At 65.4% G+C, this 18,212-nt stretch carries 15 protein-coding genes and 1 other RNA gene; 6 read left to right on the top strand and 10 right to left on the bottom strand.

Annotated features, from left to right (window positions below):
• Positions 1-24: 24 nt before the first annotated feature.
• Positions 25-147 carry a hypothetical protein gene (locus AC27GT_RS06835; RefSeq protein WP_256378171.1) on the bottom strand — a complete coding sequence of 41 codons (123 nt, stop codon included), beginning with the start codon at positions 145-147 and terminating at the stop codon, positions 25-27.
• A gap of 65 nt (positions 148-212) precedes the next feature.
• On the bottom strand, positions 213-896 hold the full coding sequence (locus AC27GT_RS06830) for a nucleotidyl cyclase domain-containing protein (protein WP_054391545.1): 684 nt from the start codon (positions 894-896) through the stop codon (positions 213-215).
• Between the two features lie 44 nt (positions 897-940).
• Here AC27GT_RS06830 and AC27GT_RS06825 point away from each other — a divergent pair, with 44 nt between their 5' ends.
• On the top strand, positions 941-2,188 hold the full coding sequence (locus AC27GT_RS06825; protein ID WP_038029886.1) for a replication-associated recombination protein A: 1,248 nt from the start codon (positions 941-943) through the stop codon (positions 2,186-2,188).
• Here AC27GT_RS06825 and AC27GT_RS06820 read toward each other — a convergent pair.
• The 3 genes from AC27GT_RS06820 to AC27GT_RS06810 all read right to left on the bottom strand — a co-directional run bounded on the left by AC27GT_RS06820 (position 2,166) and on the right by AC27GT_RS06810 (position 4,144).
• A complete protein-coding gene (locus AC27GT_RS06820) occupies positions 2,166-2,669 on the bottom strand; it encodes a hypothetical protein (RefSeq protein ID WP_038029889.1) in 504 nt (167 codons plus the stop codon). The two genes, AC27GT_RS06825 and AC27GT_RS06820, sit on opposite strands and share 23 nt — an antisense overlap.
• Positions 2,670-2,680: 11 nt before the next feature.
• Complete coding sequence (locus tag AC27GT_RS06815; protein WP_038029892.1) at positions 2,681-3,202, bottom strand: hypothetical protein; 522 nt, start codon at positions 3,200-3,202, stop codon at positions 2,681-2,683.
• Between the two features lie 156 nt (positions 3,203-3,358).
• Positions 3,359-4,144, bottom strand: a complete 786-nt coding sequence (locus tag AC27GT_RS06810) for a carbohydrate ABC transporter permease (protein ID WP_041438791.1) — start codon at positions 4,142-4,144, stop codon at positions 3,359-3,361.
• Positions 4,145-4,188: 44 nt separating this feature from the next.
• On the opposite strand from AC27GT_RS06810, the gene AC27GT_RS06805 reads away from it, so the two are divergent.
• Entirely contained in the window at positions 4,189-5,391 is a 1,203-nt protein-coding gene (locus AC27GT_RS06805) for a CaiB/BaiF CoA transferase family protein (protein ID WP_487223782.1), read from the top strand.
• A gap of 85 nt (positions 5,392-5,476) precedes the next feature.
• On the opposite strand, the gene ffs is transcribed toward AC27GT_RS06805, so the two are convergent.
• An RNA gene (ffs, locus tag AC27GT_RS06800) (signal recognition particle sRNA small type) lies at positions 5,477-5,577 on the bottom strand.
• A 19-nt stretch (positions 5,578-5,596) separates the two neighbouring features.
• Between ffs and AC27GT_RS06795 the strand changes: the two genes are divergently transcribed.
• Both AC27GT_RS06795 and AC27GT_RS06790 read left to right on the top strand, forming a co-directional pair.
• Positions 5,597-6,475, top strand: coding sequence for an ABC transporter ATP-binding protein (locus tag AC27GT_RS06795; protein ID WP_487223781.1), 879 nt, complete (start codon positions 5,597-5,599; stop codon positions 6,473-6,475).
• Positions 6,468-7,238, top strand: a complete 771-nt coding sequence (locus AC27GT_RS06790; RefSeq protein ID WP_015718277.1) for an ABC transporter permease — start codon at positions 6,468-6,470, stop codon at positions 7,236-7,238. The genes AC27GT_RS06795 and AC27GT_RS06790 overlap by 8 nt, the downstream gene beginning before the upstream one ends.
• Here AC27GT_RS06790 and AC27GT_RS06785 read toward each other — a convergent pair.
• Complete coding sequence (locus AC27GT_RS06785; RefSeq protein ID WP_054391541.1) at positions 7,235-8,323, bottom strand: aminopeptidase; 1,089 nt, start codon at positions 8,321-8,323, stop codon at positions 7,235-7,237. The two genes, AC27GT_RS06790 and AC27GT_RS06785, sit on opposite strands and share 4 nt — an antisense overlap.
• A gap of 20 nt (positions 8,324-8,343) precedes the next feature.
• On the opposite strand from AC27GT_RS06785, the gene AC27GT_RS06780 reads away from it, so the two are divergent.
• Positions 8,344-9,459, top strand: a complete 1,116-nt coding sequence (locus AC27GT_RS06780) for an E3 binding domain-containing protein (protein WP_487223780.1) — start codon at positions 8,344-8,346, stop codon at positions 9,457-9,459.
• On the opposite strand, the gene uvrB is transcribed toward AC27GT_RS06780, so the two are convergent.
• Positions 9,456-11,456, bottom strand: coding sequence for an excinuclease ABC subunit UvrB (gene uvrB / locus AC27GT_RS06775; RefSeq protein WP_487223779.1), 2,001 nt, complete (start codon positions 11,454-11,456; stop codon positions 9,456-9,458). The genes AC27GT_RS06780 and uvrB overlap by 4 nt on opposite strands.
• A gap of 59 nt (positions 11,457-11,515) precedes the next feature.
• The gene (locus tag AC27GT_RS06770; RefSeq protein WP_487223778.1) at positions 11,516-14,305 is read right to left on the bottom strand and encodes an S-layer homology domain-containing protein; all 2,790 of its coding nucleotides are present in this window, start codon (positions 14,303-14,305) and stop codon (positions 11,516-11,518) included.
• Between the two features lie 485 nt (positions 14,306-14,790).
• Between AC27GT_RS06770 and glmS the strand changes: the two genes are divergently transcribed.
• Complete coding sequence (gene glmS / locus AC27GT_RS06765; protein WP_219758852.1) at positions 14,791-16,605, top strand: glutamine--fructose-6-phosphate transaminase (isomerizing); 1,815 nt, start codon at positions 14,791-14,793, stop codon at positions 16,603-16,605.
• 1 nt (position 16,606) lies between these two features.
• Here glmS and AC27GT_RS06760 read toward each other — a convergent pair whose 3' ends face one another.
• Entirely contained in the window at positions 16,607-18,211 is a 1,605-nt protein-coding gene (locus tag AC27GT_RS06760; protein ID WP_219758853.1) for an HD domain-containing phosphohydrolase, read from the bottom strand.
• Position 18,212 lies beyond the last annotated feature (1 nt).

Here is an 18,212-nt window from a genome sequence, read left to right as displayed (position 1 = left end):
GCCCGGTTTGGGCTTTCTTCCCGTCTACTCCTCTTCCCGCTCCCCGTAGGTTTCCAGGGCTTCCTGCCACGCCTGGCTGATCTCCTTGGCCTGCTCCATCTTGACCTCCCTGAGCCTAAGGGTAAGGGGCGGGAGGGGCAGGCGCATCAAGGTAAAGAAAAAACCCGTACACCCTGGGGTCGGTGTAGCCTCTACTACCTACACCAAAACGCTCAGGACTGGAGAAGGGCCTCCGCCTCGAGGCGGGCCAGCACGCTTTCCAGGCTCCCCCCTTGCCAGCGCTCCACGGCGTAGGCGGAAAGGGGAAACCGCTCCTTAAGCCTTCGCACCAGTCCTGCCGCATCCTCAGGCCGGCTTCCCTGGAGGACCAGAAGATACCCTCCCGCCAGGCGGAAGGCCAAGTCCCCCCGGCGAAGCTCCGCCTGAAGCCGCTCGGGAGGGGCGGAGGTGGAAAGGTACACCAGCACCAGAGGGCGCCTAAGGGCCAGCCCCTCCAAGGCCCCGGCCAGGCGCAGGAGGTCCTCCCGGGTCCCCACCCCCTCGAGGGCCGGCAAAAGGGGAGCCTCCCTGCCAGTGCCCAGGAAGAAGGCCAGGCCCAAGGCCAAGGCCCCCAGAATCCCCCCAAGGGCCGTGTAACCCGAACCCGCCAACCCCGCGAAGGCCAGGGTGCTTTCCAAGGCCAGCTGGAACGCCAGGAGGCCAAGGCCCAGCACCAGGAAGAACTGCACGGAAAAGGCCACGGGGAACCGGGAGTACAGGCTTCCCGCCGCCGCCAGCAAAAGGGCGGCAAGGAGAAGGCCAAGCCCCCGCTCCACCTGGCCCAGGGGTTCGGCCAAGGCCAGGGGTGCAAGCCCCAAAAGGAAGAGGCCCCAGGGCAGGAGGAAAAGCCAGCGCATGTTCCTTCCAAGCCTACCATGCCTCCCCTTACCCTGGCCTTAGCATGAGGGGGATGGAGCCCCTAGCCGAGCGCCTCAGGCCCCGTTCCCTGGACGAGGTCCTGGGCCAGCCCCACCTCACGGGGCCCCAAGGGCTTTTAAGGCGGATGCTGGAGGCGAAAAGGCTTTCCTCCATGGTCCTCTTCGGCCCCCCGGGCACGGGCAAGACCACCCTGGCCCAGATCCTGGCGGAAGGGGTGGGCAAGCCCTTCCTAAGGCTTTCCGCGGTGGAGGCCGGGGTTAAGGAGGTAAGGGCGGTGGTGGAAAGAGCCCGGAGGGAAGGGGGCCTGGTCCTCTTCCTGGACGAGGTGCACCGCTTCAACCGCACCCAGCAGGACGCCCTCCTGCCCCACCTGGAGTCCGGCCTCCTCACCCTGATCGGGGCCACCGCGGAAAACCCCGCCTTTGAGCTCACCCCCGCCCTCCGCTCCCGCCTCCGCTTCTTTCCCCTAAGGCCCCTTTCCGAGGAGGACCTCCTCGCCCTCCTCAAGAAGGCCCTCACGGACCCCAGGGGCCTCCCGGGGACCCCTTTTGAGGAGGAAGCCCTCCGCCTCCTGGCCCAGGCTGCCGGAGGCGATGCCCGCTTTGCCCTCAACACCCTGGAACTGGCCGCCTCCTTGGGCCGGGTGGACGCCAGCAGCGTGAAGGAGGCCCTGGGAGCGGAACGCTTCGCCATGGACCGGGAAGGAGACCAGTTTTACGACCTGGTCTCCGCCCTTCACAAAAGCCTCAGGGGAAGCCACGTGGACGCAAGCCTCTACTATCTGGCCAGGCTTCTTAAGGCCGGGGCCGACCCCCTTTACCTGGCCCGGCGCCTCATCCGGGTGGCGGTGGAGGATGTGGGCCTCGCCGATCCCCTGGCCCTGCGCCTGGCGGTGGCGGCCAAGGAGGCCTACGAGGCCCTGGGAAGCCCCGAAGGAGAGCTGGCCCTGGTGGAGGCCACGGTCTACCTGGCCTTGGCCCCCAAGTCCAACAGCCTTTACACCGCCTGGAAGAAGGCGGAAGAGGCCGCAGGGGCCCACCCCCACGCCCCCGTCCCCCTGAACCTCAGGAACGCCCCCACCGGCCTGCAACGGGCCCTGGGCCACGGCAAGGGGTATGCCTACTACCACGAGGACAAGGAGGGCAGCTTCGCCCAACGATACCTGCCGGAGGGACTAGAAGACCTCCTCCTCTTTGAGGCCACGGGGGAAGGCTGGGAAGAACGGGTGCGGGAAAGGCTCAAAGCCCTTAGGGAGCGGTTCCGAAGGTGAGGCCCAAGGCCAGGTAGGGGCCTGGGTAGCCCGCCTCCAGGACCCAACCCTCTCCCCAGTAACCCAGGCTCACCTGGAAAGCCAGGTCGGAGCGATCCCCATACGCCAGCGCATGAAGGCGAGGGGAAACGTAGAAACGATCCACGCCCATAATCAAGCCCACGTCCAGATCGCGAAACGCTACAGACCCCCGAGATGTTAGCAGAAGGCTGAGGCCGCCATCCAGGCTAAGCCCCGGGGCCAGCTTAAGCTTTCCCCCCACCCTTGGGCTCCCTTGAACGGAGAGGTTATACTCCCAAAAGCCATTCCCTCCCGCATAGCCCAAGTACGGCACGGCCCAGACCGGGTACTGGCCCTGGGAGCTTGGGAAAACACTGCCTCCCACGGTGAAGACATGCCCCTGCACCGGCTCCGGCGAACGAAGCACAGCGATGGGCGCGCACCCTGCCAAAAGAAGGGCCAGAACCACCAGGGCCCGCATCCTTTAACCTCCTAGAAACGCGCTGCTGCGGAAACAACCAGCATCAACCCTCCTTGCTGGCCGCTGAAGAGGATGCTTCCCTCCCCTAAAAACCCCTCCCCGGCGTAGCCCAGGGTGGCCTGGTAGAGCAACCCCGCCACGCTGGTATTCTGGGACTGGAATCCTATCCAGTGTACCCGGGGAGAGAGGTAGACGTCCCCCAGGCCCACGAGGAGCCCGGCATCCAGGGCCAAGGGCACTCCACCCCCTCCCAGCAGGAGAGGCAGGGTCAGGCCCATATCCAGGGAGAACCCCGGAGCCAGGGCGTGCTTGATCCCCGCCCTGAAGCCCATCTGGACGGAAAAGTTGTACTCGGTCTGGCCATCCCCCTGGGCGTACGCGGCATAGGGGATGAACCCCACCCCTCCCTCCACCCCCACCGCGCTCAGGCCAAAGGCCAGGCTCCTCCCGGAAACAGGCTCCGGGGTGCGCAACACCGCCACCGGCAGACAACCGGCCAACACCAAGGCCATGGCCGCCAAGAAAACCCGCATGGCTTCACCCCCTTAGCCTTGAATATAACACTCGGGGGCCCCGTGCACAGATCTTTCAAGCCCCGCAGCGAAGCCCAGTCGGGACGGAAAAGAACCCGGCAGGAAGCCTTCCTCAGGGGAAGCCGGGAGGAGTTCTCCACCCCACCAGAGCCTTGCTCACCCCTTAAGCCCTTCCTCAAAGGTGGCCACCACCCGCCTCTCAAAGACAAGGTAGAGCAAGGCGATGGGAAGGACGGAGAAAAGGGCGGCGGCGGAAAGGAGGCCCCAGTCGGTGGGGTACTTGCGTTGCAGGTCCGTAAGCCAGGTCTGCAAGGTCCAGAACCTGGGGTCGGAAACCATCACCCTGGGGTAGAGCACCAGGTTCCAGTGGGCGGCGAAGGCCAGCACCCCAGCCGCCACCAGGGTGGGGCGCACCAAGGGGAAAAGGATGCCGAAAAGCAGCACCCGGTGCCCCGCTCCATCGAGTCTGGCGGCTTCCAAAAGCTCCTCCGGCACCGCCCGCATGGCCTGGTAGACCAGGTAGATGACGAAGGGGCTTGCGGCGAAGGGCAAGGCCAAGGCCAAGGCGGTATCCAGGAGGGAAAGCCCTTTGAGGATGCCGTACAGGGGCACCAGGAGGAGTTCTGCGGGTATGGCCATAAGCACCAGGTAAAAGGGTAGAAGCCCAAGCCCCGCCCTTAAGGCGTAGGCGGCCAAAAGGGCGGTGAAGAGCTGAAGGAGCACCACCCCCGAGGAAAGCCCCAGGGAGAAGAAGAGCCGGCCCCAAAACCCCTCCTTGGCCAGGCCCTGGACGTTTTCCAGGCTAAAGCCCACCTTGGAGAAGAGCTCCCCCGAGTACACCGCCTCCTTGGGCATGAAGGCGGCGTAGGCCATCCAGAGAAAGGGAAGGAGGACGAAAAACAAGGCCAAAAAGACCAGAAGATGCCCCAAAGCCCGGCCCACGTGCCCAATATACCCCACAGGGGCCTGGGCCTTAAGATGCTCCCATGCAACCTCTTTCCGGCATCCAGGTGCTGGACCTCTCCCGGGTGCTGGCGGGGCCCCTTTGCACCATGATCCTGGCCGACCTGGGGGCGGAGGTGATCAAGGTGGAGCCCCCTTGGGGGGATGAGACCCGGGGCTGGGGACCCCCTTTCGTGAAGGGGGAAAGCGCCTATTTCCTCTCCGTGAACCGGGGTAAGAAGAGCCTGGCCTTGGACCTCAAGACCCTCGAGGGCCAGGAGGTGGTGCGCAGGCTAGCCCAAAGGGCCGATGTCCTGGTGGAAAACTTCAAAACCGGGGACCTGAGGCGCTACGGCCTGGACTATGAAAGCCTGAGGGAGCTTAACCCCCGCCTGGTCTACCTCTCCATCACCGGCTTCGGCCACACGGGACCCAGGGCCCAGGAACCCGGGTACGATGCCGCCTTGCAGGGCTACACCGGCATCATGTCCGTCACCGGGGAGCCGGAAGGCCCTCCCATGAAGGTGGGGGTGGCCTGGATCGACGTGATGACGGGGATGATGGGGGCGGTGGCGGTGCTTTCCGCCCTCTACGAGCGGGAAAAAAGCGGCCTGGGCCAGCACATCGACCTTTCCCTCTTTGACGTGGGCCTCTTCGCCCTGGCCAACCTGGGGGAAAGCTACCTCCTCACGGGCAAACCCCCCAAACGCCTGGGCAACGCCCACGCCCAGATCGTGCCCTACGGGGCCTTTCCCGCGGCAGACGGCTGGCTGGTTTTGGCGGTAGGGAACGACGAGCAGTTCGCCAGGCTCTGCCAGGTCCTGGACCTGCCGGACCTCCTGGCGCGGTTTCCCACCAACGCAGAAAGGGTGGAGGCAAGAAAGGAGGTGGTGGAGGCGATTTCCCAGGTGCTCAAGACCCAACCCCGGGCCCACTGGTTGGAAAGGTTTCGGGAGAAGGGCATCCCTGCCGCCCCGGTGAACGACCTGGCCGAAGCCTTCCAAGACCCCCAGGCCCAGGCCCGGGGGGCCATCTGGACCCTTCCCCACCCCCTTTTGGAAGCCCTGCCTACCCTGGCGAACCCCTTGCGCTTCCTGTCCCGCACCCCGGCAAGCCCCTCCCTGCCCCCGCCCCTCCTCGGGGAGCATACGGAGGCGGTGCTGAGGGAAGCAGGCTATACGCCGGAGGAGGTGGCCCGGCTTGTGGAAAAGGGGGTGGTCCGCATCCAGGCCAAGGAAAGGCGGTGAGGAAAATCCCCGTTCCCAAGGCTCTTTTTGCCTCCGGGTCCGCTATTCATGGGTTCTTTTGGCCTGTGGATAACCTTGTGGATAACTGCCCCCGGCGCCCCAGCGGCACCCGACCCGTGGCGCTTAGGGCTGCTTCCTTCCGGACCTGACCCGGTTCACGCCCGGACCGTCGCGCTGGACCGGGGGCTTGGGTAGTATAGCACCCATGGAAGCCCTAAGGCTAGAGGGCCTGGGCAAGCGCTACGGGCGCAAACCCATCCTGGAGAAGATAAACCTCTCCGTGCACCCCGGGGAGGTCTACGCCCTGGCGGGACCCAACGGCTCGGGGAAGACCACCCTTATCCGCCTGGTCACCGGCCTGGCCTTTCCCAGCGAGGGAAGGGCCCTCCTCCTGGGGGAGGACGTGCACCAAAACCCCCAAGCCCGGCGCCACCTGGGGGCGGTGGTGGAGGCTCCGGCCGCCTTCTATCCCTACCTCACGGGCCGGGAGAACCTCAGGATGCGGGCCTACCTGGCTGGGGTGAAGGAGGAAGACCGAATCACGGAGGTGCTGGCTCGCTTAAGGCTCCTCGCCGTGGCCGACCAGAAGGTGGGAAGCTACTCCCTGGGGCAACGCCAGCGCCTGGGCCTGGCGGCAGCCATCCTGCACCGGCCCAGGGTCCTGGTCCTGGACGAACCCACCAGCGGACTGGACCCCGAGGGGGTGGAGCTGGTCCATAGCCTCTTGCAGGAGGTGGCTCGGGAGGGAGTGGCTGTGCTCCTTTCCACCCACCACCTCGAGGAGGTGAGCCAGTACGCCCACAAGGTGGGCATCCTGGGAGGAGGGAGGCTTCTGGACGAGGTGGTCCTCGAGGGGCGGAAGGCCTACCGCCTCGAGGCCGAGCCCCTGGAAGGCGCCCTGGCCCTCCTCAAGACCCTGCCCCAGGTGGCCTCGGCCAGGATCCAAGGGCAGGCCATCCTCTTTGAGGGCGAGGCGGAGGCGGCCTTAGGAGCCCTCCTCAGGGAAGGGTACCGGGTGAAGGCCCTCCATCCCCAAGGCTTTGATCTGAGGCTCTACTACCAGGAAAGGGTGAAGCATGCTTAGGCTTCTGGTCTTTGAGCTTTACAAGCTCTTCCGCCTGCGCTCGGTGCAGCTTGGGCTTCTGGCCGCCTTCCTTCTTCCCTTCCTGTGGGCCTTGGCCCCGGGGCTTAAGGAAGTGTACGGCCTGGTCCTGGCCTCGGGCTGGCAGGTGGTTTCCCTAAGCCTCATGGCGGGGATGGAGTTCCTCTTTCCCTTTCTGGTGGTCATGGCGGCCAGCGAGTCCCTGGGAAGCGAGGTGGCCCAAGGCACCTTGAAAAGCCTCCTCCTCCACCCCCTCCCCCGGACCCGGCTGATCCTGGCCAAGCTCCTCTCTGCCCTCCTCTATCCCTTTGTCCTTTTGGGGGCGAGCTTCCTGGGAAGCCTCCTGGCGGGCCTGCCCCACGGGCTAGGAGGGTTCTACGGGGGCACGGGGCTTGGGGCAGGCGGGTTCGCCGGGGTAGGTTTCCTGAGCGCCCAAGAAGCCCTTGGCCAGCTCCTTTCCGCCCACCTCCTGGCGGGGATCGTCCTCTTACCCCTCGCCGCCTTGGCCCTCCTCTACGCCACGGTCTTCCTCTCCACCACGGCAAGCGCCCTGGCGGCGGTGGCCACCCTGCTTCTCATGCGCCTTCTGGTGGCCTTCCCCGCCCTTACCCCCTTCCTCCTCACCACCTACCTGGACCTCCACTTAAGGCCCAGCGCGGCGGGGCTTGGCCTGCCCCTCCTCCTCATCTACACCCTGGGCTTCACCTTCCTGGCGGCCTTGGTTTTTGAACGCAAAGACCTCTAGAAGGGATGGGGTTCAGAAACGCCCACGAAGCGCCCTTGCTCCACCAGGGGTTCGCCGTCCAAAAGAAGGCTTCCTTCCCTTAGGGAAAGCACCAGGTCCCAGTGCAGGGCGCTTGGGTTCTTCCCGCCGGTTTCCGGGTAGCTCCGGCCTAGGGCCAGGTGCACGGTGCCCCCCATCTTCTCGTCCAGGAGGATGAGGCCGGTGGGCCGGGTGAGGCCAAAGTTGGTGCCGATCCCCACCTCGCCAAGCCGCCTGGCTCCCTCATCCGTGGCCAAGGCCGCAAGCAGGTACTCCTCCCCCACCTCCGCCCGGGCCTCCACCACCTCGCCCCCTTTAAAGCGCAGGTAAACCCCCTCCACCCGCCTGCCCCCCACGAAGGCGGGAAGGTTGAAGCGCACCTCCCCCTCGGCGGAATCCTCGAGGGGCCCGGTGAACACCTCCCCCGAGGGCATGTTGCGCCGGCCGTCGGAGTTGATCCACCTCCTCCCCGCCACAGAAAGCCTGAGGTCCGTGCCCGGGGCCTGGATGCGAAGCTCCCTGCCCTGGGAAAGCCTCCCGATCAGGGCCTCCTGGAAGCGGGAAAGGGCCCGCCAGGCGCCCACCGGGTCCTCCCGGTCCAGGAATAACGCCCCCTTAAGGTACTCCCGGAACTCCTCCGTCCCCATCCCCGCCCCCACCGCATACCCCACCGTGGGGTAGAGGGTGAGGGTCCAGCGCTTTTTCAAGCGGAGCTCGGCCAGGGGCCGCCAGGCCCGCTGGTGCTTTAGGGAAAGGCCGGGGTCCAGGGAGGCTCCCTCCAGGGGGTTTTCCGCGGAAAGGATGCGCAGGAACTTGTCCGCTTTCTCGTAAAGGGCGCGCTCCACCTCCGGTATCCTCTCCAGCCAAGCCCCCCCGTAGAGGAGGAAGTCCCGCCCCTCCCCGGGGTAGCCTATGCGGAAAACAGGGTAGGCCCCCCGTTTCAGGAAGGCCCTTTTCAAGTGGGGCAGGAGGGGCAAAGCCGGGGCCTCCGCCTCCACCAAAATGGTCTCCCCTTCCTGGGCCTCGAGGCAGTACTCCACCAGGAGTTGAGCGAAAGCGGCTTCCACTTTGTTATCATAGGGCCAAGATGGCCGAACCCAAGATCACGCCCTTGGCCCGGCGTCTTGCCGAGGAAAACGGCATAGACTGGCGCAGGCTCCAGGGCACCGGCCCCGATGGCACCATCGTGGAGCGGGACATCCTCGCCTTCCTGGCCAAGGTGATGGCCGGGGAGGTGGACCTGCCCCCCATGCCCGAGGAAGCCCCACCCCTTCCCCCGGAAGAGGAACTGAAACGGGTACAGGAGGTCCTGAGCCGGGAGGGCGTGGATCTGGAAGACGTCCTCCCCGAAACCCCCAAGGCCCCCACCCTGGCGGTGGAAGAGGTGGCGGAAGAGGAGCTGGACCTCGAGCCCGCCCTCCTGGAGGACCTGGACCTAGACCTGGAAGAGGACCTCCTCCTGGCCGAGGAACCGACCCGGGAAGACCAAGCCCCTTCCCTCCCCGGGCTGGAGGAAGAGGAAACCCTCCTCCCCGAGCCCGTGGAGGAGGAACTTGAGGAGCTCCTCCTCCCCGCCGAGGAGGAAACGCTTTCCCCCGAACCGGAGGAGCTGGAGCTGGAGGAAGACCTTCTCCTCGGCGAAACCCAGGAAGCTCCTTCTCCCGAACCTCTAGAGGCCCTGGAGGAAGCGCTCCCTGCCCCAGAACCTCCGGCCCCGGCTACCCCCGTCCCTCCGCCCAGCCCGGCCCCGGGCCTCACCACCGCCCCAGCTCCTGCTCCTTTCCTCTTGCGGGTGCAGCGCCTGCGGTTTGACCCCGGGAGGCTGGAAGCAGCCCTGGAAGCCTTCCACCGGGTCCACGGGGTGCCCCATAACCCCCTTCCCTTCTTGCTGAAGGCGGCGGAGAAGGCCCTGGCGGAGCTGGAGCTTCCCCTAAGGCCCCTCCTGGGCCAGGTGGCAGGGGAGGAGGTGCGGGGCGTAAGGCCCATGGGCGGCTTCCTCGCCCTCTTCCGCCAGCAGGAGGGGGAGGAAGGGGAGGGGCTTCTTTGCTTCGCGGGGGAGGAGGAAGTGCACTCCGGCCGCCCGAGCCTTTTCCTCTCCCAGGAGGGGGTGCTTGCCGCCTCGGGCCTCGAGGCTCCCATCGCCCAAAAGCTCTTAAAACGGGTGGCCCTTTACCTGGAAAACCCCGTGCTGCTTCTGGCCTAGCGCCGCCTGCGCCGCTTCCGGCCTCCCGGCAGGGTTTCCGGGGGCGTGAGGCCTTGCAGGCGGGCCTCGAGGGCCCGTAGCTCATCCCTTAGCCTCGCCGCCCGCTCGAAGTCCAAAGCCTCCGCCGCCTGCCACATGGCTAGCTCCAGCTCGGCGATCCGCTCCTTCAGGTCCTCCCCCTCCCAGGCTTCCCCAGGAACCTCCTCCCCGTACTCCTCGGGGCGGATGATGGCCCTAACCTCCTTGCGCACGGTCTCTGGGACGATGCCGTGCTCCCGGTTGTAGGCTTCCTGGAGGGCCCTTCTCCGGTTAGTCTCCCGGATGGCCCTCTCCATGGCCTCGGAGATGGTATCGGCGTAAAGCCACACCTCCCCCTTGGCGTTCCTGGCCGCCCGGCCAATGGTCTGGATGAGGCTTCGCTCGCTTCTCAGGAAGCCCGTCTTGTCGGCGTCCAGGATGGCCACCAGGGAAACCTCGGGGATGTCCAGGCCCTCCCTCAGGAGGTTGATCCCCACCAAAGCGTCAAAGTGCCCGAGGCGCAGGTCCCGGATCAGGGCCTGGCGCTCAAAGGCATCCAGCTCGTGGTGCATGTAGCGGGCCCGTATCCCGTGCTCCTGCAAGAAGGCGGTAAGCTCCTCCGCCATGCGCACGGTTAAGACGGTGACCAGGGTCCTTTCCCCCCTATTCGCCCGCTCCCGGATCCCCTCCATGAGGTCCAGGATCTGGTTCTCCGTGGGCTTCACCACCACCAGGGGATCCAGAAGCCCCGTGGGGCGGATGATCTGCTCCACGATGCGCCCCGAGTGCTGAAGCTCAAAGGGCCCCGGGGTGGCGGAAACGAAGACCACCTGGGACACCCTCTCCAAGAACTCCTCAAAGCGAAGGGGGCGGTTGTCCAAGGCGCTCGGCAGGCGGAAGCCATAGTCCACCAGGGTCTTCTTGCGCACATAGTCCCCCCGGTACATCCCCTGAAGCTGGGGCACGGTCACGTGGGACTCATCCAGGAAGACCAGGAAGTCCTCGGGGAAGTAGTCGAGAAGGGTATAGGGAGGCTCCCCCGGGGCCTTGCCGGTGAAGTAGCGGGCGTAGTTCTCCACCCCCGGGCAGGTGCCCATGACCCGGAGCATCTCCAGGTCGTAGAGGGTGCGCTCCTTAAGGCGCTGGGCGTAGAGGACCTCCCCCCTTTCCTCAAAGTAGCGGACCCTTTCCCACAGCTCCTTCTCAATCTCCTTCAGAATCTCCTCCAGCCCTTCTGGGGAAAGGTAGTGGGTGGCGGGAAAGAGCACGAAGCCGGGGAGCTCCCTAAGCCTCTCCCCGGTGATGGGGTGCACCTGGAGGATCCGCTCCACCTCGTCCCCGAAGAGCTCCACCCGGAGAGGCTCGGTCTCGTAGGCGGGGAAGATCTCCAGCACCTCCCCCCTGGCCCGGAACCGGCCCGGGGAGAGGTCGATGTCGTTCCGCTGGTACCCAAGCTCCAGAAGCCTTTCCAAAAGGGCTTCCCGTGGGTAGACCGCCCCCCGCTCCACCACCAGGTTCCGCTCCCTATACTCCCAGGGGTCGCCGAGGCCGTAGATGGCGGAGACCGAGGCCACCACCACCACGTCCCTGCGGGTGAGGAGGCTGCGGGTGGTGGAGTGCCTCAGGCGCTCGATCTCGGGGTTGATGCTGGCGTCCTTCTCGATGTAGAGGTCCTTCCCCGGCACATAGGCCTCGGGCTGGTAGTAGTCGTAGTAGCTGATGAAGTACTCCACGGCGTTTTCCGGGAAGAGCTCCCGGAACTCCGCCGCCAGCTGGGCGGCCAGGATCTTGTTGGGGGCCAGGACCAAAGCAGGCCGCCCCAGGGCCTCTATCACCTTGGCCATGGTCACCGTCTTCCCCGTGCCCGTGGCCCCCAGGAGGGTGACGAACCTTTCCCCATCCCCAAGGGCCTCCACCAGCTCCCCTATGGCCTTGGGCTGGTCCCCTTTGGGGCTTGGGCCTTGGTAACGGAAGGGCATACCTCCACCATAGCAAAGGCCCCCGCCCGAAGGGCGGGGGCCCAGGAAGACCAGTCCGGTTAGAAGTCCACGCTGTAAGAGATCTTGAAGCCGCGGCCGTAGTCGGTGAAGGAACCGAGAGGGCCAAGAGCAAACTCACCGTAAGCCACGGTCAGGTTGTAGTACTTGGCCTCCACGTAGAAGCCCTCCAGCTGTCCAGACTGGGTGCCCGGCGTAGCCAGCCACGGAGCCCCAATGGGGTCAGGGCTCCGGTAAACCCGGTCACGGTTGAAGCTGAAGGCCTGGTTGCCGCTACCCACCACGGGAAGTCCAGTGCCAGCCAGCTTATCCCCTTCGTAGTGGGCGTAGGCCACGCTGAAGTTGAGCTTGGGCGCCAGGAAGTCGTTGATCTTCACCCCAGCCCGCCAGTAGAGCTCCTTGGCCTGGGTGGGAGTGTTAACCACAGACCCGTTACCCACGTAGTCGGTCTGACGGTACGAGGCAGCTCCCTCCAGGGCCAGACCAAAGAGGAGGGGATCGGTGCTGACCTGGATGCCTCCCTTCAAGGTGGTGTAATCACCCGTATTGGCTGCCGCACCGCCGGTAAAGCTGTGGTAGCGGAAGCCTGGGTTCAGGCTGAGGAAGGCCAGCTTGAAGGGCTGGCTCAGGTTGGCGTAGACCTGGATATCGCTGTAGCCGGAAACATAGAAGTTGGCGTACTGGGCGGTGAGGTTGAGAGAGGGAATGAGGGCATCCTTGGCCTTGCCATCGTGGCTTACCCGCACGCCCCAGCTGGAGGAGTACTTGTTGTTCTCAATGGTGTAGTAGTAGTTGACACCGGGGTTAATGGCATCGCTTGCGGTGGTAAAGCTCAGGTAGCCCGTGCCGCCGGTATACGCAGCGTTGTAGAAGCCCGTGAGGCTGAAGCCCCGGAAGCTCCCGAGGGTGGCGGCCAGACCCCAGGCATCGTAGACACTCCCGGAGGCCAAGGCGTAGTCACCCTCGGACTCGATGTACCCCTTGAGGGCTACAGGCCCCAGGCTGGCCGAAGCCCCAATCCCGAAACCCCGGGTATCAGCGCCATACGGCGCTCCGGCCTTGACCCCACCGTAGTAGTCGGTGTCCTCGTTCTCCGACATCCCGGCCTGACCATCGCTGTACGCGGGATCCACCGCATGGTAGTTGGCGGAAAGGCTCACCGGCCCAAGCTTGCCCTCTCCCTGGACATAGTACGCCCAGTTGGAAAGGGTGTTGTCAAAAAAGTTGGCCACCGGTGCACCAGGGGCCTGGGAGGAAACCCACAGGGCAGAAAGATTCACCGGACCCAACGCAAGCCCACCATCCACGCCAATGGCGGACCTATTGCCCAGGTTGGTGGCGTAGTTTAGGGCCAGGTTAAGCCCGGAGACAGGCTCCAAGGCCGTGCGCACGCCGAAGTAGTTGCCTGCCAGGGCCGGGGAACTATCACCGCCCGACGAACCTGCAACCCCAGTCACGATGGTGACCTCCGGCGCCAGGGGGAACTTGCTGGCGCTGAAGGTGGCCACCATGCCCTGGCGGGGGTTAACGGCCTCGGTGTCGTTATCGTTGGCGAAGAGGTAGTCGTTGAACTTGAAGGTGCTGTTTTTGCGGCTATAGGCCACGCTAAAGGGTTGCCCATCCACGCTGCCCTTCACGCTGGCGGCGTTGAAGTAGATGGTGGGGGTACCAGAGAAGGAAGAGGTAAACGCGTCAATCCCAAAGCTGGCGCTGGCCTCGGAAACCGCCAGGCCCTGGGCGCTGGGAGCAGTGTTCTTGATGCCAAAGGAAAGGCTGGCTCCACCGTAGGAAATGTTGCCCTGCTGGCTATCCCCCTTCTGCACGTTGGAAGTGGCAGAACCGAACACCCCGGTAGAGAAGGCGTTGGGGAAGAGACGGTCGATGTCAAAGTTGGTCCCGGTGTTGGTCACCACCGTGCCGTAGGTGGCCGATAGGGAGCCCTTGATGGAGTACTGCACCTTGGAGAGCTCCGCCACCTGGCCCTCCAGCTTGCTCACCTTCTCGGAGAGGCCCACCAGGTCGGAGCGCAAAGCGGCGGCGAACTCCTGGACGGCGGCCACGTCCTCCTTGGTGGCGAACTGCTCAAAGTCCACCCCCTGGAGGTCGGCGAGGCCCTTCTCTAGGGCGGTCACCCGGTCCTGGAGGGAGAGGACGTCCTGGTTGAGGAGGACGGCCAGCTCGTTCAGGGCCTGGATGGCTTGGGCGTTAGCCTCCACCTGGGTCTGGAGGGAAGCCAGGTCGCCCTTCACCCCTTCCACATCCTGGGCCAAGGCATCCAGCTGCTCGGCCAGCTGCTGGGCTTGGGCCAGGGCGGTGTCGGCGGCGATGGAGGCAGCCTCCACCCGGTCAGCCAAGTCCTGAAGGGCTGCCTGGTCCATGCCGGGCTCAGGGGCAGGCTGGGCCTTGAGCTCCTGGATCATGGCCTCGAGGCGGGCGATGTCCTCCTTGGTGGCAGCGCTGTCCTCGAGGGCCGATACCCGCACGCCCAGGGCAGCCAGCTCAGCGGCCAGCTCCTGGACGGCGTTCTTCAGGGCCTCGATGTCCTCGGAGGACATGGCCTCCATGGTGGGGGACTCACCCTTGGCCTTCATCTCCTCCTCGATCTGCTGCAGGAGGCGGTAGATGAGGAGGGCCGCCTGGTAGCGGGTGAGGGTCTCGTTGCCCCGGTAGGTGCCGTCGGGGAAGCCTACAATAATTCCCTTAGCCGCCAGGGCCTCCACCGCCTCCTTGGCCCAGTGCCCTGCGGGCACGTCGGAGAACTGGGCCAGACCGAAGCCCATGGAGAGCACGGTCAAAAGCCCCGCCAGTAGCATGACTAGCCTTTTCTTCATACTTCCTTACACCCCCTTTAGGGTTTCGGAAGCTCCGCTTTGGGCGAGTTGCCGCGTTTCCTCCCCAAAGGGTGCCTTCCGGGACGCAAGACCTGGCTTCCAAGAAAGAACTTTCGCCTTGCGTCCGCTGGTATCATAAAAGCCTCACCCGAGCCTTGTCAAGCCTTTTGGCCTTAAGGTTTTGCTATACTCCGCCGAAGGAGGGGGGTGGGAGGAAGCAGAAAACCGGCAAGCCAAAGGCAGGAGGAAGGCGGGAAGCGCAGGGGGCCGAAAAGGCCTGACGAGGTGGCGGACCCCGAGAATGGGGATAACCGGCCAAGGCCGGGAAAGGTCGAGGAATCCGCGGATGCCGCCCGGGGTGTGCCCGCCCCGCCCGCCTGAGAAAAGCCCCAAGGGAAAGCCCTCTTTAGGGACAACCGCGGGGCAGGGCGAAAGGATGGGAGGTTCTGGGTGGCCAAAGGCCTGGCCACCCCCAAGGACGGTATATGTGTGGGATCGTAGGCTATATCGGTTTTCGGAACGCCACGGATGTGCTCATAGATGGCCTTAGGAGGCTGGAGTACCGGGGATACGACTCCGCCGGGGTGGCGGTGAGGACGCCGGAAGGGCTTAGGGTGGTGAAGCGCTCGGGGAAGCTTTCCGCCCTGGAAAGCGCCCTGAAGGAGGAGCACTTGGAGGGGCCTTTGGGCATCGGCCATACCCGCTGGGCCACCCATGGAGCCCCCACCGACCCCAACGCCCATCCCCACACCACGGAGGACGGCAGGATCGCCGTCATCCACAACGGGATCATCGAGAACTACCTGGAGCTTAAAGAGGCCCTAAGGGCGCGGGGGCACCGCTTCGCCTCGGAAACCGACAGCGAGGTCCTGGCGCACCTCATAGAGGAGAAGTACCAGGGGGACCTTTTCCAGGCCCTGAGGGAAGCCTTGAAGGAGGTGCGGGGAGCCTATGCGGTGGTGGTGGCGCACGAGGACCACCAGGAGATTGTGGCCGCCCGCACGGTAAGCCCTCTGGTGATCGGCCTGGGGGAGGGGGAGAACTTTCTGGCCTCGGACGTGCCCGCCCTCCTTCCCTACACCCGCCGGGTCATCTTCCTGCACGACGGGGACCTGGCCCGCATCACCCGGGAGGAGGTGGTGGTCACGGACCTCGAGGGCCACCCCCTGCCCCGGGAGGTGGTGGAGATTGACTGGACCCTCGAGGCCGCCGAGAAGGGGGGCTTCCCCCACTACATGCTCAAGGAGATCTACGAGCAACCCTGGGTACTGGAAAACACCCTGGGGGGACGGCTTAAGGAGGAGGAAGGGGATGTGGAGCTCGGCCTTGGCCTGGACCCTCTGGCCATAGACCGCATCCACGTGATCGCCTGCGGCACCGCCGCCTACGCTGGCTGGTACGGCAAGTACCTCCTGGAAGCCCTGGCCCGCATCCCCACGGAGTGGGATGTGGCCAGCGAGTACCGCTACCGGGACCCCGTGGTGGACGAAAGGACCCTGGCCATCGCCATCAGCCAGTCGGGGGAAACCATAGATACCCTGGAGGGCATCCGGGAGGCCAAGGCCAAGGGGGCTAGGACCCTGGGGGTCATCAACGCCAAGGGCTCCAGCATCACCCGGGAGGTGGAGGACGTGCTCTACATCCATGCGGGCCCCGAGATCGGGGTGGCCTCCACCAAGGCCTACATCGCCATGCTTTCCGCCATGGCCATGCTGGCCATCCACTTTGGCCGAAGGAGGAGAATCCTCGGCAAGGAAGAAGCCCAGGGCCTTCTAAAGGAGATGCGCAAGCTTCCCCGGTTGGTGGAGGAAGTCCTGGAAAAACGCCCCCTCATCGCCCACCTGGCGGAGAAGTACCACCAGGCCCAGGACTTCCTCTTCCTGGGCCGGCACGTGCAGGCCCCCACCGCCTATGAGGGAGCCTTAAAGCTCAAGGAGATCAGCTACATCCACGCGGAGGCCTACCCCGCCGGGGAGATGAAGCACGGGCCCATCGCCCTGATCGACGAGCACCTGCCGGTGGTGGTCCTGGCCACCCGGGGGCCCCTTTACGAGAAGACCCTGTCCAACATCCAGGAGGTGCGGGCCCGGGGCGGCAAGGTGATCGCCATCGCCACCGAGGGGGATGGGGAGATCGGGAAACTGGCCCAGGATGTGTTCCCCGTGCCGGAGGTCCACCCCCTTCTGGCCCCCATCGTGAGCGTGGTACCCCTGCAGCTTCTGGCCTACGAGATCGCCGTCCTCCTGGGGCGGGACGTGGACCAGCCCCGGAACCTGGCCAAGAGCGTCACCGTGGAGTAACCTAGCGGACCAGCTCCAAAAACACCGCCACCAGCTTGGGGTCCAGGCTCCTTCCAGCCTGGGCTCCAAGTTCCTTCTGGGCTTCCTCGGGGGTCCAGGACCGCTTGTAGGGCCGCTCGGAAAGGAGGGCGTCGTACACATCCGCCACCGCGAAGATGCGGGCCTCGAGAGGGATTTCCTCCCCCTTTAGCCCCTTCGGGTATCCCGAACCGTCCCAGTGCTCATGGTGGTAGAGGACCACGTTTAAGGCAGTTTTTGAGAGAAACGGCAGGTTCTTGAGGATGTCCAGGCCCACCTCGGGATGGGTCCTCACCACCCGCCACTCCTCGGCCTGCAAGATTGCGGGCTTGCGGAGGATCCTGTCGGGCAGGGCCAGCTTGCCCAGATCGTGGAAGTAGGCCCCCAAGCGAAGGCCCTCGAGGTCGGGAAACCCCACGGCCCTTCCCAGCCGCAAGGAGAGTTCCGCCACCCGCTCCGTGTGCCCCTTGGTTTCCAGGTCCCGGTACTCGAGGGCCCGGGCCAAGGCCCTTAGGGCAGCTTCCCGGGTCCGGCTCAGGGTGTCCAGGTGGGAAAGGCGCTCTAAGGCTTCCTCCAGCCTGCCCGCCACCATCCGCAACACCCCCTCGTCCTCAAGGCGGTAGGGAACCGGCTTCCCAAAGGAACCCAGGGCCAAAACCCCATACCGCCTGCCCTCGGGCTTAAGGGGCACCAGGAGGGCGGAGCGAAGCCCGCTTTCCGCATAGGGCCTCAGGGCCTTGGGAAAGCGGGCGTAGTCCTCCACATACACTGGCCCCTCCCACAACCTGGGGTGGCCTAGAAGCCCCTCGCCAAAATGAATGGGATGCTCCTGGTAAAGCCGGGGAAAGCCCTCAGGGTACCGCCCCGCTATCACCGCAGGCCGCACCGTTCCCTCCTGGAACAGGTAAAGGGCCCCCGCGTGGTAAGGGGTGAGGCGAAGAAGGGTTTCCAGGGCTTCCTTGGCCATGGCCAGGGGATCGCGGGCTGCCTCCAGGGCCAACGAAAGCTCAAGAAGCGCCTGGGCCCGGGAGGCCTCGGCCTTAGCCCGCTCCAAGGCCTCTATGCGGCCCAAGACCAAACCCGCCGCCTCCGCCAGGGCCTGGATCCAGAACTCCTCCTCGGGGAGGATCTCCCCGGCTCCCCCGGCGGTGTCCATGGAGAGCACGCCAAACGGCTCTCCCGCAGCATTCCGCAAGGGTACGCCCAAATAGACCCCGGGCTGGGGCCTGCCGGAAAGAAAGATGACCCGAGGATCCTGGGTCACATCCGCCAGGTAGAGGGGCTCCCCCTTCTCCAGCACCACCCAAGAGACGCCCTTTCCCCGGGGAAGCCTGAGGCCCACCTTGTCCTGGCTTAGGCCGGCGGCCGCCACCAGCTCGAGGGCATCCTCCTTTGGGCGATGGAGGAAGAGGAGAACGGAAACCGCCCGGGTAGCCCTCTTGGCGGTTTCCACCACGGTCCGGTACACCTCCTCCGGCCGCTCCAGGGGAGCCAAAAGACGCCAGGCCTCAGCCAAGGCCTGGAGGCGCCTTAGCTCCCGCACCTGGAGGCTTGCGCCATCGAGCCCTTCGGGCTGGCCAGGGGTCATA

The organism is Thermus sp. KWY1, from assembly GCF_057547025.1.
Note: the sequence above shows the minus strand (reverse complement) of the source record. Positions and strands in the feature narration are given on the sequence as shown.

Excerpts from the sequence above, each read along its gene's own strand:
- AC27GT_RS06820 (WP_038029889.1), bottom strand. The coding sequence starts at position 2,669 with ATGCGGGCCCTGGTGGTTCTGGCCCTTCTTTTGGCAGGGTGCGCGCCC.
- AC27GT_RS06780 (WP_487223780.1), top strand. The coding sequence starts at position 8,344 with ATGGCCGAACCCAAGATCACGCCCTTGGCCCGGCGTCTTGCCGAGGAA.
- AC27GT_RS06825 (WP_038029886.1), top strand. The coding sequence starts at position 941 with ATGAGGGGGATGGAGCCCCTAGCCGAGCGCCTCAGGCCCCGTTCCCTG.
- uvrB (WP_487223779.1), bottom strand. The coding sequence starts at position 11,456 with ATGCCCTTCCGTTACCAAGGCCCAAGCCCCAAAGGGGACCAGCCCAAG.
- AC27GT_RS06835 (WP_256378171.1), bottom strand. The coding sequence starts at position 147 with ATGCGCCTGCCCCTCCCGCCCCTTACCCTTAGGCTCAGGGAGGTCAAG.
- glmS (WP_219758852.1), top strand. The coding sequence starts at position 14,791 with ATGTGTGGGATCGTAGGCTATATCGGTTTTCGGAACGCCACGGATGTG.
- AC27GT_RS06770 (WP_487223778.1), bottom strand. The coding sequence starts at position 14,305 with ATGAAGAAAAGGCTAGTCATGCTACTGGCGGGGCTTTTGACCGTGCTC.
- AC27GT_RS06805 (WP_487223782.1), top strand. The coding sequence starts at position 4,189 with ATGCAACCTCTTTCCGGCATCCAGGTGCTGGACCTCTCCCGGGTGCTG.
- AC27GT_RS06760 (WP_219758853.1), bottom strand. The coding sequence starts at position 18,211 with ATGACCCCTGGCCAGCCCGAAGGGCTCGATGGCGCAAGCCTCCAGGTG.
- AC27GT_RS06815 (WP_038029892.1), bottom strand. The coding sequence starts at position 3,202 with ATGCGGGTTTTCTTGGCGGCCATGGCCTTGGTGTTGGCCGGTTGTCTG.
- AC27GT_RS06790 (WP_015718277.1), top strand. The coding sequence starts at position 6,468 with ATGCTTAGGCTTCTGGTCTTTGAGCTTTACAAGCTCTTCCGCCTGCGC.
- AC27GT_RS06830 (WP_054391545.1), bottom strand. The coding sequence starts at position 896 with ATGCGCTGGCTTTTCCTCCTGCCCTGGGGCCTCTTCCTTTTGGGGCTT.
- AC27GT_RS06795 (WP_487223781.1), top strand. The coding sequence starts at position 5,597 with ATGGAAGCCCTAAGGCTAGAGGGCCTGGGCAAGCGCTACGGGCGCAAA.